The organism is Paraburkholderia bannensis NBRC 103871, assembly GCF_000685015.1.
Lineage (GTDB): Bacteria > Pseudomonadota > Gammaproteobacteria > Burkholderiales > Burkholderiaceae > Paraburkholderia > Paraburkholderia bannensis.
On sequence record NZ_BAYA01000013.1, the window covers coordinates 231,892 to 245,343 of the forward strand.

The 13,452-nt window shown below is 65.5% G+C and carries 11 protein-coding genes; 7 read left to right on the forward strand and 4 right to left on the reverse strand.

Features of this window, described 5'->3' with window-relative positions; all coding sequences use genetic code 11:
• Positions 1-143 precede the first annotated feature (143 nt).
• The 4 genes from glpK to BBA01S_RS42015 all read right to left on the reverse strand — a co-directional run bounded on the left by glpK (position 144) and on the right by BBA01S_RS42015 (position 5,014).
• Positions 144-1,649 (reverse strand): glycerol kinase GlpK, encoded by a 1,506-nt coding sequence (gene glpK / locus BBA01S_RS20950; protein ID WP_027818172.1) that lies wholly within the window; start codon positions 1,647-1,649, stop codon positions 144-146.
• 108 nt (positions 1,650-1,757) lie between these two features.
• Entirely contained in the window at positions 1,758-3,305 is a 1,548-nt protein-coding gene (glpD, locus tag BBA01S_RS20955; RefSeq protein ID WP_027818173.1) for a glycerol-3-phosphate dehydrogenase, read from the reverse strand.
• A 364-nt stretch (positions 3,306-3,669) separates the two neighbouring features.
• Positions 3,670-4,449: a DeoR/GlpR family DNA-binding transcription regulator gene (locus BBA01S_RS20960; RefSeq protein ID WP_027818174.1), complete on the reverse strand. Its 780-nt coding sequence runs from the start codon at positions 4,447-4,449 to the stop codon at positions 3,670-3,672.
• Between the two features lie 85 nt (positions 4,450-4,534).
• Entirely contained in the window at positions 4,535-5,014 is a 480-nt protein-coding gene (locus BBA01S_RS42015; RefSeq protein ID WP_052391819.1) for a DUF3304 domain-containing protein, read from the reverse strand.
• Positions 5,015-5,196: 182 nt separating this feature from the next.
• Here BBA01S_RS42015 and BBA01S_RS20970 point away from each other — a divergent pair, with 182 nt between their 5' ends.
• From BBA01S_RS20970 to BBA01S_RS21000, 7 genes are all read left to right on the forward strand, one after another.
• Entirely contained in the window at positions 5,197-7,182 is a 1,986-nt protein-coding gene (locus BBA01S_RS20970) for an arylsulfatase (protein WP_042297604.1), read from the forward strand.
• A 9-nt stretch (positions 7,183-7,191) separates the two neighbouring features.
• Entirely contained in the window at positions 7,192-8,244 is a 1,053-nt protein-coding gene (locus BBA01S_RS20975; protein ID WP_027818176.1) for an SUMF1/EgtB/PvdO family nonheme iron enzyme, read from the forward strand.
• The gene (locus tag BBA01S_RS20980; protein WP_027818177.1) at positions 8,241-9,041 is read left to right on the forward strand and encodes a MetQ/NlpA family lipoprotein; all 801 of its coding nucleotides are present in this window, start codon (positions 8,241-8,243) and stop codon (positions 9,039-9,041) included. Before BBA01S_RS20975 ends, BBA01S_RS20980 begins: the two co-directional genes overlap by 4 nt.
• The gene (locus tag BBA01S_RS20985; RefSeq protein WP_027818178.1) at positions 9,035-9,973 is read left to right on the forward strand and encodes a hypothetical protein; all 939 of its coding nucleotides are present in this window, start codon (positions 9,035-9,037) and stop codon (positions 9,971-9,973) included. The genes BBA01S_RS20980 and BBA01S_RS20985 overlap by 7 nt, the downstream gene beginning before the upstream one ends.
• 158 nt (positions 9,974-10,131) lie before the next feature.
• Entirely contained in the window at positions 10,132-11,259 is a 1,128-nt protein-coding gene (locus BBA01S_RS42020; protein WP_063750558.1) for an ABC transporter substrate-binding protein, read from the forward strand.
• Between the two features lie 120 nt (positions 11,260-11,379).
• Positions 11,380-12,675: an MFS transporter gene (gene tcuC / locus BBA01S_RS20995; protein ID WP_027818179.1), complete on the forward strand. Its 1,296-nt coding sequence runs from the start codon at positions 11,380-11,382 to the stop codon at positions 12,673-12,675.
• Between the two features lie 50 nt (positions 12,676-12,725).
• A complete protein-coding gene (locus BBA01S_RS21000; protein ID WP_027818180.1) occupies positions 12,726-13,403 on the forward strand; it encodes a response regulator transcription factor in 678 nt (225 codons plus the stop codon).
• The last annotated feature ends 49 nt before the right edge of the window (positions 13,404-13,452 follow it).

Consider the following 13,452-nt stretch of genomic DNA (forward strand, 5'->3'; position numbering starts at 1 on the left):
GCATGCGTGGCCGATCTTCCGGCCCGCTGCCCGCCCGCTATTGTTGTGTGATTGGGTTACTTGGGATGCCCTGTTTCTACCACTGTGCTTCTACTGCGCTTTACTGCATGACTGCATGACTACAGGTCTGCTCGCGCGCCGACTCACTGCGTGTCGTCGGCCCACGCCTTCGCGGCGCGCACTGCACGCTGCCAGCCCGCACGGCACGCATCGACCTGCGAAGCCGCCATGCCCGGCGCGAAACGCTTGTCCACGTGCCACTGGCCTTGCAGCTCGTCCACGTTCTTCCAGTAGCCGACCGCGAGGCCTGCGAGATACGCCGCGCCCAGCGCGGTCGTTTCGGTGATCTGCGGGCGCACCGCATCCACGCCCAGCAGGTCTGCCTGGAACTGCATCAGCAGGTTGTTCGCGCTCGCGCCGCCGTCCACGCGCAGCTCGCCCACGCTGATGCCCGAATCGGCTTCCATCGCCGCGAGCACGTCGAGCGACTGATACGCGATCGAATCGAGCGCCGCACGCGCGACATGCGCCGAAGTCGTGCCGCGCGTCACGCCGAACAGCGACCCGCGTGCACGCGCGTTCCAGTGCGGCGCGCCCAGACCCGCGAATGCAGGCACGAGATAAACGCCGTCGGTATGCGGCACGCTCGCGGCCAGCGCTTCGATTTCCGACGCGCTCTTGATGATGCCCATGCCGTCGCGCAGCCACTGCACCACCGCGCCCGCGATAAAGATGCTGCCTTCGAGCGCGTAATTGACCTGGTCGCCGATCTGCCATGCAATCGTCGTGACAAGGTTGTTCTTCGACTCGATGGGCTTGTCGCCCGTGTTCATCATCAGGAAGCAGCCCGTACCGTAGGTGTTCTTCACCATGCCGGTGTGCGTGCACATCTGGCCGAACAGCGCCGCCTGCTGGTCGCCTGCGATACCGGCAAGCGGGATCTTCGAGGCAAACACCGTCGTCTTGGTCGGCCCATAAATTTCGGATGACGAACGGACTTCCGGCAGCATGCTGCGCGGAATGTCGAGCGCTTCGAGCAGTTCGTTGTCCCACTGGCGCGTGTGGATGTTGAACAGCATCGTGCGCGATGCGTTGGTCACGTCCGTCACGTGCAGTTCGTGCTTGGTGAAGTTCCACACGAGCCAGCTGTCGACCGTGCCGAACGCGAGCTTGCCCTGACGCGCCTTTTCGCGCGCGCCTTCGACGTTGTCGAGGATCCAGCGGATCTTGGTGCCCGAGAAATACGAATCGATCGGCAGGCCGGTCTTCGCGCGCACTTTCTCTTCCAGGCCTTGCGCCTTGAGCTGGTCGCAGAAGTCGGCCGTGCGGCGGTCTTGCCAGACGATCGCGTTGTAGATCGGGTGGCCGGTTTCGCGATCCCAGACGATGGTGGTTTCGCGCTGGTTCGTGATGCCGATGGCGGCGATATTGGTGCCGTTCATGCCCGCGCGCGTGACGGCTTCGGCGGCGACGCCAGCCTGCGTCGACCAGATTTCCTGCGGATCGTGCTCGACCCAGCCCGGACGCGGATAAATCTGTTCGAACTCTTTCTGCGCCGTCGAAACGATACGGCCCTGGCGGTCGAACAGCATCGCGCGCGAACTCGTGGTGCCCTGGTCGAGCGCGAGAATGTATTGTTGATCCTGCATGTCTCTCATCTCCTTCCGTACGTAGTTGTGATTCGCGCCGCTATCGTGGCTGTGCTGCTGCGCGATGCGGCGCGCGATGTTGCTACCTGCCTCTGCAACCTGCCTGCTTTAGTGCGGCACGGCCGTCCGCGCCTGGCTCGTGGCGAACCACGATTCGAGCGCGGCCGTCACGGCTTCCAGCGTGCCCGGCGTCACATGCAGGCCGAGCTTCGAGCGGCGCCACAGCACATCCTCGGCGCAGGTCGCCCATTCGGTATCGCGCAGATAGCGCAGTTCGGCCTCATAGATGCCGGGTGCGATCTGCGGGCCAAGATCGTCGAGCGACTTCGCCGCGCCGATCAAACGTTCGGCACGCGTGCCGTAAGCGCGCGCATAGCGCAGCGCGAGTTGCGCGGGCAGCCAGGCGAAACGCTTCGCCAGGCTCTCTGCGAACGGCGCGAAACGCGCATTGGCGATGTCGCCGCCAGGCAGCGGCTTGCCCGCCGTCCACGCGCCCGCCTTACTGCCGAGCACGGTTGCCAGCATGTCGCCAGCCTCTTCGGCCAGCTTGCGGAAGGTCGTGATCTTGCCGCCGAACACCGAGAGCAGCGGCGCATTGTCGGCACCGTCCATTTCGAGGCGATAGTCGCGCGTCACCGCCGATGCGTTCTTCGCGCCCTCTTCCTCAAGGAGCGGACGCACGCCCGAATAAGTCCAGTGCACATCGGAGGGCGAGATCTTACGCTTGAAATAGCGATTGATCGACTCGCAGAGGTAACGCGTTTCGTCGCCGTCGATCGCCACTTTGGCGGGATCGTTGCGATATTCCACGTCGGTCGTGCCGATCAGCGTGAAATCGTGCTCGTAGGGAATCGCGAAAATGATGCGCTTGTCGGGGTTCTGGAAGATGTAGGCATGGTCGTGATCGAACAGGCGCTTCGTCACGATATGGCTGCCCTTCACGAGGCGCACGCTGTGCTGCGCGCCCTGTCCGAGCGCGCCGTGCAGCACCTCGCCCACCCACGGGCCGGCCGCGTTGGCCACCGCGCGGGCGCGCACGTCGAAGGTGCTGCCGTCGGCGCGGCGCAGCGTCGCCTGCCACTCGCCTTCGCCGCTGGCGTTCTTCACGCGCTGCGCGGCCACGAGTTTCGTACGCGTGAGGATGCGCGCGCCGCGCTCCTGCGCATCGAGCGCGTTGAGCACCACGAGTCGCGCATCGTCGACCCAGCCGTCCGAATACACGAAGCCGCGGCGGATCGAATCGATCAGCGGTGCGCCCGCCGCATGGCGGCGCATGTCGATGCCGCGCGAGCCCGGCAGCAGTTCGCGCTTCGCGAGGTGATCGTAGAGAAACAGGCCGATGCGAATGAGCCAGGCCGGACGCAGGTTCGGCATGTGCGGCATGACGAAACGCAACGGCCACATGATGTGCGGCGCCGCGCGCAGCAGCGTCTCGCGCTCCTGCAGCGCCTTGCGCACGAGCCCGAATTCCTTGTACTCCAGATAGCGCAAGCCGCCGTGAATCAGCTTGGTGCTGGCCGACGAAGTATGCGAAGCCAGATCGTCCTGCTCGCAAAGGAGCACGGACAGCCCGCGCCCGGCTGCGTCGCGCGCGATGCCCGCGCCGTTGATCCCGCCGCCCACGACGAGCAGATCGTACCGATTCTCTTGAGTCACCTGCGTTTCCTGTTTATGGCTTGGTGTGCCTTCGTCCGGCGTCGCTCGACGCCCCCGATCGGGCCCCATGCGAATCCAGATACGAACCAGAAATGTTCGAATGCGAAATCTAACGAACAAAATCGAAAAAGTAAAGTTCGATCAGACGAAACCGGTGGAAACGACGAAAATGCGGGCGTTTTGGCGCGAAAAGGGTCGGAAAACTGGGGTTTTCCCGCAGGATGAGGTCGCTACAGGGGATGGAAAAGCACGTTCGGCGGCATGTTAGCCGCCTGTCAGGAAACAGAACGAACCCGAAAATGTTCGAATTCTTTTCGTTCGATGTTCGTTTTTATGTCAGAGCGCGAGGGTGATAGCGCGACACTTACTGGGCGACATACACCGCCGTACCGGCCTGGGCGATGGTTTCGTCCATCTCGGCGGGCAGGGGCTTGTCGGTGAACAGCGCGTGGATCTGGCTCAGGTGGCCCTGGCGCACGAGCGCAGGCCGGCCGAACTTCGAATGGTCGGTGACGAGATAAACGGTGCGCGCGTGCTGGATGATCGCCTCCGCCACGCGCACTTCGCGCGTATCGAAATCGCGCAGCGTGCCATCGGTTTCGATCGCCGAGGTGCCGATGATCGCGTAGTCCACCTTGAACTGGCGGATGAAATCGATCGTCAGCTCGCCGACGATGCCCTTGTCCCAGGGCCGCACGATGCCGCCCGTGATGAGCACTTCGCACTCGGGATAGCCGCTCATCATGCTGGCGACGTTCAGGTTGTTGGTGATGACGCGCAGGCCGCGATGATGGTTGAGCGCGCGCGCGACTTCCTCGGTGGTGGTGCCGAGGTTGATGAAGAGCGACGCCTGATCAGGAATATGCGAGGCGGCGAGTGCGCCGATGCGGCGCTTCTCGTCGTGGAACATTTGCTGGCGTGCGCTGTAGGAGACGTTCTCGGCGCTCGTGGGCAGGCTCGCGCCGCCGTGGTAGCGGCGCAGCAGGTTCATGTCGGCGAGCCAGTTGACGTCGCGGCGGATCGTCTGCGGCGTCACGTTGAAGTGCGCGGCAAGATCGTCGACGGTCACGAAGCCGTCACGCTGCACCCATTCGAGCAGTTCCTGCTGGCGCGCGTTGAGGGTGAGGCGGGGGTCTCGGGTCATGTTTTGGGGCGCAGTTTGAGAGGGACTGGCCGTATTGTAAGGGGAGGGGAGCGGAGCGATCCGTTATGCGGGACGCAAGCGGGTATCAATGCCGCGTGCCGGGGATATCCGGTGTCGTGGGGAAATTCACCCAGGCCGCTTCGACCCGTTGTTTAGGCAGGAAGTGAAACTCGATAAAGCCATCGTGCTTGTTGGTGAGCGGTGGCACAGGAATGTCGGTTTCGAAGGTGTCGTGGGGTGCATTCGCGAGGTATTGCTCCTTCGTCCACTCAAGCTCGACTTTTACATGCAGTTGTTTCGCGCTTTTGGGAATCGAGAAACAGCAGACGATGCCACCGCCTCCACCGGATTGATGCGCTTCAGACGCGCCTGCGGCAAAGCCATTTACAAAGAAGTTGACGATATGCCGATCCGTATAGTTATAGCCAATCACGGCATAAGGGCCGTAGGCGGCTTCGCTTGAAATGCTGATGTAGCTCCATACAGCGCCGCCCACAAGCAACGCAGCAAGAACAACACGCCGGACGCTTCTGCTGGGTCTATTTGGAGAACGCTCTCGTTTCATCGTTTCAGTCTTTTTTGTTTATCGTTCGCATAGCAATTTATCGCATATCGATACCTGCGTGCTTCATATCGCGCTATCTATATCGCCGCCCCCGCAAAGCAACTGACGAATCCGACTTTGGGCACTGCGCCTGCGCCGCTAATATCGCCGCTCCAATAAACAAAAGTACTAGAACAACGACGATGAGATATCCGGCCGCCCTCCGACAGCTTGCTAAAGTTGCTCGCACAACCAACCGCTCACTTCCGCATTTACGCCTTGCCGCAGCAGCCGTCGCGGGCGCGCTCGCACTAGGCGCGTGCGGCGGTTCCGACTCCGTCACCACGCAGGCGAGCGCAGCGGCCACCGCCGCGCACAAGCAGCCGAACATCCTCTACATCATGGCCGACGACCTCGGCTACTCGGACATTCATGCGTTCGGCGGCGAGATCAATACACCCAATCTCGACGCCCTGGTCGCGTCGGGCCGCATTCTCACGAATCACCACGCGGGCACGGTCTGCGCGATCACCCGTTCGATGCTGATCTCGGGCACCGATCACCACCTCGTCGGCGAAGGCACGATGGGCGTGCCCACCGACGAGCGCAAAGGCCTGCCCGGCTACGAAGGCTACCTGAACGACCGCGCGCTTTCGGTCGCGCAACTGCTCAAGGACGCGGGCTATCACACCTACATGGCGGGCAAGTGGCATCTGGGGTCGGGCATCGTCGGCAGCGCTTCGGGCAGCGGGCAGACGCCGGATCAATGGGGCTTCGAGCATAGCTACGCGCTGCTGGGCGGCGCGGCGACGAATCACTTCGCGCACGAACCCGCGGGCTCGCACAACTACACCGAGGACGGCCAGTACGTGCAGCCAGGACAACCCGGTCAGCCCGGCGGCACGGGCGGCAATCCGGCCGTGTTCTATTCGACCAACTTCTATACGCAAAAGCTGATCTCGTACATCGACTCGCACAAGGGCGACGGCAAGCCGTTCTTCGCCTACGCGGCGTATACGTCGCCGCACTGGCCATTGCAGGTGCCGGATCCGTGGCTGCATAAATATGCGGGCGTCTACGATGCGGGCTACGACGCGATCCGCAATGCGCGCATCGCGCGGCAAAAAGCGCTCGGCCTGATTCCCGCCGATTTCCAGCCGAATCCGGGCCTGGCCGAAACGCTCACGCGCTCGCCCGCCACGGCGAACAACGGCACCGCGAGCGCGAAATACATCAGCGCCGTGCATCCGGCGTCCGCAGGCTACGCCGATTACGGCCAGGGCAACGTCGACAAGCTCTGGGCCAGCCTCTCCCCCGCCGAGCGCAAGTCGCAGGCGCGCTACATGGAAATCTACGCGGGCATGGTCGAGAACCTCGACTACAACATCGGACTCCTGATTCAACATCTGAAGGATATCGGCGAGTACGACAACACCTTCATCATGTTCCAGTCGGATAACGGCGCAGAGGGCTGGCCGATCGATTCGGGCGCGGATCCCACGGCCACCGATACGGCCAATGCGCAGGAACCCACGTATTCGGCGCTCGGCACCGACAACGGCCTGCAGAACGCGCAGCGCCTGCAATACGGTCTGCGCTGGGCCGAGGTGAGCGCCGCGCCGTTCCGCTACACCAAGGGGTATTCGGCGGAAGGCGGCGTGTCCGTGCCGACCATCGCGCACCTGCCGGGGCAGACCACCCAGGCGGCGTCGCTGCGCGTCTTCACGCACGTCACCGACGATACGGCGACCTTCCTCGACGTAGCAGGCGTCACGCCGCCTTCGACGCCCGCACCGGCGCTCGTGAGCGCGCTGACCGGCGTCGACCAGAACAAGGGCAAGGTGGTCTACAACAATCGCTACGTGTATCCGGTGACGGGCAAGTCCTTGCTGCCGCTGCTTGAAGGCACGAGCACGGCCGAGGTTCACACCGCTGCGTTCGGCGACGAAGCCTATGGCCGCGCCTATCTGCGCAGCGCCGACGGCCGCTGGAAGGCGCTCTGGACAGAACCGCCGCTCGGCCCGGTCGACGGCCACTGGCAGCTTTACGACATGGCCGCCGATCGTGGCGAAGTCAACGATGTCTCGACGCAGAATCCCTCGGTGATCCAGTCGCTCATCCAGCAATGGAACGACTACATGACGAGCGTAGGCGGCGTCGAACCGCTGCAACCGCACGGCTATTACTGAGGACTGGCAATGCGCTTCTGGCTCACCGGCGCGGCATTCGGCGCCGCGATTTTCGCGGCGGCTTTTGCCCTGTCCTACGAATCGCAGGCACGCACGGCGGCACCCGCCGCCGCCTTCGACACGCTCAACGACGGCCGTCCGCTCGCCGCGCTCGGCAACGAGAAGCAATGCGAACGCTACAGCGGCCTGCCCGCGCGCTGGCGCGACGACCCGAAGGCGGGCATGGTGCACCTGCACGGCGGCGCATTCGTGTTCGGCAGCACGCGCGGCTATCCCGACGAGCGTCCGGACAGCGGCGGCGGCAACACGCGCGTCGCCGGCTTCTGGATCGACCAGCATGACGTGACGGTCGCGCAGTTCGCGGCCTTCGTCGCGGCCACGGGTTACGTGAGCGAAGCCGAAAAACAGGGCGGCGCGGCGGTCTTTCACGTCCCCACGCGCGAGGAAATGAACACGCGCGACCTGGCGTGGTGGTCGTGGGTCGACGGCGCATCGTGGCGGCATCCGCAAGGCCCGAAGAGCAATGTCGATGGCAAGGGCAACCTGCCCGTCACGCTCGTCACGTTGCACGATGCGCTTGCTTACGCGCATTGGCTGGGCCGCGACCTGCCGACCGAAGCCGAATGGGAATACGCGGGCAAGGCCGGCCACAACGATGCAAGCCTCGACGCCGCGCCCGTCGATGCGCAGGGCAAGCCCGCCGCGAACTACTGGCAGGGCGTCTTCCCGGTGCTCAATACCGGCGAGGACGGCCACGCCGGACTCGCGCCCGTGGGCTGCTACGCGGCCAACGACTTCCGCCTGTACGACATGATCGGCAACGCGTGGCAATGGACGCGGGACGTCTACAGCGGCCCGCACCAGTCGCACACGAACGGCGATACCGCCGCCGTTGCTCCGGCTTCGCGCCGCCACGACACGGCCATGGTCATCAAGGGCGGCTCGTTCCTGTGCTCGCGCGATTACTGCGTACGCTACCGCGCGTCGTCGCGCGAGCAGCAGGAAGCGGATCTCGCGGCTTCGCATATCGGCTTTCGAACGGTGTCGAGGGATCCGGCATGAGGCGCTTGAATCTCTTTGCGGCGGCGCTTGCCGCGCTGTGCCTGACGGGGTCGATCGCATATGCCGATGCCGTTGCGCCCGCAACGATCCGCGTAGGCGTCACGCCCGGCCCGCAGGCGCAGATCATGGACGAGGTCAAACGCGTGGCCGCTGCGCGCGGCCTGCCGCTCGACGTGGTGGTGTTCGACGATGCCGGCCGTATCGACGCGGCGCTCGCGGCGGGCCGTATCGACGCCGCCAGCTTCGAGGACGCGACGCGGCTTGCCGAAACGCGCGCCGCGCACGGCTACGCGCTCACGAGCGTCGCGCCCACGATCACGCTGCCGATGGCGCTTTATTCGAAGCGTCTGCGCAGCCTCACCCAGCTGCGCCCCGGCGCCACCGTGGCGATTCCCGCCGACGCGCGCGGCATGGCGCGCGCACTCGTGCTGCTGCAGAACGACACGCTCGTCACGTTCCGCGACAGCGCCGGACTGCATGCCACGACGCGCGATATCACCGGCAACCGGCTGCACCTGAAGATCGTGACCGTGCCGCGCGAGCGCCTTGTGAAAGCGCTCGATTCCACGGATATCGTCGCGATATCGAGCGAGGATGCGGCGAGCGCCGGTCTCTTTGCGGCGCGTGACAGCATCAGCTACGAAGACGCGCGCTCGCCGTATGCCGATGTGCTCACCGTGCGCGACGCCGACGTCCACGCGCCGTGGGTCGGCACGCTGGTCGCCGCCTGGCATTCCGACGATGTCGCGCATTTCATCCTCACGCGCTATCAGGACTCGGTGCGGCGGCCATGGTAGGCCGTAGCTGGTCGCTCGCCTGCAACGCTTGCGGCAAGTGCTGCAACAGCCCGCCCGCGCTGTCGTTGCGCGAATGGTTCGCGCATCGCCCGGTGTTTATCGGCAGCATCGCCATCGAGCGCGTGGCGCGCCGCCGCGTGGGCGAGCGGCTGATCGCGGGCGGCGTCGAACGCGTGCTGGACGCGCAGGATATCGCCGACCAGGACGCGCTCAACGATGCACTGTTTCATCGTGCGAGCGCACGCGAGGCGGGCTGGATTTCGGTGACGTTGCAGGGCTACGACTATCCTTCGGCGGGGCGCTGTCCGGCGCTCGCGCAAGACGGACGCTGCACGCTGCACGAAGCGGGCAAGCCCGCGCGCTGCGCCGCCGTGCCGCTCGATCCGCTGGTGCCGGACGGTTGGCAGCCGGTAGCTCTGGGCGCGCGGCGCGAAGGCGTGCGCGCGCTTGGCGCGGACTGTATCCGCGATGCGCTGGCGCCTGGCGCGCTGTCCCTCATCGACGGCGATCGTGTGCTCGACACACCCGCGCTCGAACGCGACCGCGCAGCGCTGACGTTCGAGCGCAAGCTCTGGCGTGACGCCGTCGCCACCGCGCTTGCGGCTTCGCCTGGCGCGCTTGCCGCGCTCAGACCCGGCGGTCGCCTCACCATCGCGCCGGTGCCCGCGCTACTGACCGTGGCGCGGCTCTCGCCTGCCTGCCATGCGGCGGCTATCGACGTGATCGGACAGCAACGCACGCTGATCGACGCTCACGTCGACGCCGCGCTCAAACGCCGCCGTCCCGACGAACGCGCCTTCACCCAGGAATTGCGCGGCTTCGCGCAGGCCCACGAACGCGCCTTCGACGAACTCTCGCGCGCCGGTGCGCCGACGATCTCTAGCGACCCCAATTTCGCGCGCGAAGCCGAAATCTGGCTCGGCTTGCACTAAAAAACCGCCCGCCGCCCTTCGCGCCAGAAGGGTAAATACCGACAAAATCCCTTCGGGACAGAAAGCAACCAGAAGGGCAGCCTTTTTTATACTTGCCACCAATCCCAGACTTGCGGCAACTCGCCGCAGCGCCGTCCACTACAAGGAGACACGCCCCCATGCCTTTTCGCGCCCAGCATCCCGGTCGCGCCCTGCTGCTTGCCCTCGCCCTTGGCGCGGCGGTAGCGGGCATGAGCGCGCCGGTGCAGGCCGAGCAGCAGGCACCGATCCGGCTGATGATGGGGGGCATGTCCAAGATCGTCTACCTGCCGGCCGTGCTGGCCGCGCGGCTGGGCTACTTTCGCGATGAAGGGCTCGATGTCGAGGTCGTAGGCGGCCCGGCGGGCATCGACACCTCGACGGAACTGATCGCGGGCGCCATCGAAGGCGCGATCGGTTTTTACGATCACACGCTCGATCTGCAAAGCCGTGGCCAGGATGTGCTGTCGGTGGTCGTGTTCCAGCGTGCGCTGGGACTCGCCGAACTGGCCTCCACGCGCACCGAAGGCGGCCGCGCGCTGGCGCGCTCCGGGTCGATGCGCGACGCCCGCGGCCTGCGCCTGGGCGTGACGGGCTTCGGCTCCTCCACCTGGGTTGTCACGCGTTACCTGGCGGCGGGCGCAGGCGTTGCAGCGGGCGACTACACGATCGTGCCGCTCGCGTCCGACACGCGCTTCACCGACGCCATCGAACACGGCAGCATCGACGCGGGCATGGTCGAGGAACCCACCGCCACGCGCCTGCTGTCGAGCGGCGCGGCGCAGATGGTCGCCGACATGCGCAGCGTGGAAGGCTCGCAGCGCTGGCTGGGCGGCCCGTACGCGGGCGCTTGCCTGTACATGCGCCGCAGCTGGGTGGACGCCCATCCGCAGGAAACCGCAAGGCTCGCGCACGCGCTCGTGCGTGCGCTGCGCTACCTCGACACGCATTCGCCGCAAGCCATCGCCGATGCGCTGCCCGCCGAACTCACCGGCAGCGACCGCGCCAGCTACGTGCAGGCGCTGGGCTCGGCTAAGCCCGCATTCTCGCGCGACGGCCTGATGCCGCAAGGCGCGCCGCAAACCGTGCTGCGCGTGCTGATCGCGGCGGGCTCGGGCGTGACGGCGCGGCACGTCGATCTCGCGAAAACCTATACGAACAAATTCGCGAACCAGTTCGCGAACCAAGTCGCCAACACCGATACCAAACGCGACGCCAACGATGTCGCCAACGGCGCGCAGTCCGATGCGCCCAAGGGCGCGCCGTAGCGCACGCCCGCCGATTCACGCGAAACCCTCGAAGCACCGAATGCAGCCATAAGGCGAGCACCACGGCGGTTCTGGCGTGCTGCCGGGGCCCCGCTCGTCTCTCATCAAAGGATGTCCACCATGTCTTCTGCCATCAACGCCGTACCGGGCGACTCGAAAGCGCGCACCGTGTTCCGTGCGGTCAGCGGCAACTTCCTCGAAATGTACGACTTCATGGTGTACGGCTATTACGCCGCCGCCATCGGCACCGCGTACTTTCCGGCCGGCAACGAGTTCGTCTCGCTGATGCTGGCGTTTTCCGTGTTCGGCGCGGGCTTCCTGATGCGCCCGCTCGGCGCGATCGTGCTGGGCGCTTACATGGATCGTCACGGCCGCCGCAAGGGCCTCATCATGTCGCTCACGCTCATGGCGATCGGCACGATGTGCGTGGCCTTCGTGCCCGGCTACGCGACCATCGGCCTGCTGGCCCCGGCGCTCGTGCTGGTCGGCCGCCTGCTACAAGGTTTCTCGGCGGGCGCTGAACTGGGCGGCGTGTCGGTGTACCTCGCCGAAATCGCCACCAAGGGCAACCGCGGCTTCTTCTGCGCCTGGCAGTCGGCCAGCCAGCAGGTGGCCGTGGTGTTCGCCGCCGCGCTCGGCGTGCTGCTCAACAGCATTGTTCCCGCCCAGGCAATGACGAGCTGGGGCTGGCGCGTGCCGTTCGTGATCGGCTGCATGATCGTGCCCTTCCTCGTCTATATCCGCCGCACGCTGCGCGAAACCGAGGAATTCGAGCAACGCCGCCATCACCCGAGCCTGCGCGAAATCACCCGCGCGATCGTCGCGAACTACGGCATCGTGCTCGCGGGCATGGGCCTCGTCATCATGACGACGACCTCGTTCTACCTGATCACGGCCTACACGCCGACGTTCGGCAAGGTCGAGCTGAAGCTGAGCTCGCTCGACGCGCTGCTCGTGACGGTGTGCGTGGGCGTCTCGAACTTCATCTGGCTGCCCATCGCGGGCGCCGTGTCGGATCGCGTGGGTCGCGCGCCGGTGCTGATCGCCTGCACCGCGCTGACCGTGTTCACCGCCTACCCGGCGATGCAGTGGCTCGTGGGCGCGCCCTCGTTCGCCACGCTGCTGGTGGTCGAGCTGTGGCTTTCGACGCTCTATGCGTGGTACAACGGTGCGATGGTCGTCGCGCTGACCGAACTGATGCCGGTGCATGTGCGCACGACGGGCTTCTCGATGGCGTACAGCCTGGCGACGCTGGTGGGCGGCTTCACGCCGGCCATCTCCACCTGGCTGATCCACACGACCGGCGACAAGGCCGCACCCGGCGCCTGGATGAGCGTCGCCGCCGTGTGCGGCATGGTGGCCACGCTGTTCCTGTATCGTTCGAAGATTGCTCGCGAACAGTACAAGACGGCCTGATCGCCCAAAACCTACGTTTTAAACACGCTTGAAGCACGCCTGAAACCCGCATGAGACTGCTGCTCGTCGAAGACAACGAACAACTCGCGCACTGGCTGGTGCGCACGCTGAGCGACGACGGCTTCATGCTCGACCACGTCGGCGACGGCGAGGCCGCCGAAGATGCATTGCGCGCCTCGACCTACGACGTGGTGCTGCTCGACCTCAACCTGCCGCGCATGTCCGGCAAGGCGCTGCTGCGCCGCATGCGCGGTCGCGGCGACGCCACCCCGGTGCTGATCCTCACGGCCACCGGCGCGATCGACGAAAAAGTGGTGTGCCTGGGCGCGGGCGCCGACGACTACATCGTCAAGCCCTTCGACGCGCGCGAGCTGGTGGCGCGCGTCAAGGTGCTGGCGCGCCGCCAGGCGCCCTCGCGCTCGAACCGGATCCGCTGCGGCAACCTGCTCTACGACATGGACAGCCGCCGCTTCTATGTCGAAGAAGACGCGCTTACGCTCACGCCGCGCGAACATACCGTGCTGGAAACGCTGATCCTGCGCGCGAAGAAGACCGTCTCCAAAGCGACGCTGGCCGAATCGGTCAGCGACGCCGATGCGCCCACCAGCGAGGACGCCATCGAAATCTACGTCTCGCGCCTGCGCAAGAAGCTCGAAAAGAGCACGGCGACGATCATCACGCTGCGCGGCCTCGGCTATCTGCTCGAAGATGCCGAAGCGGACGAATAACCCTCCTTTTCTTCACGCCGACGAGGCCCGACCTTGAGGCCCACCAATA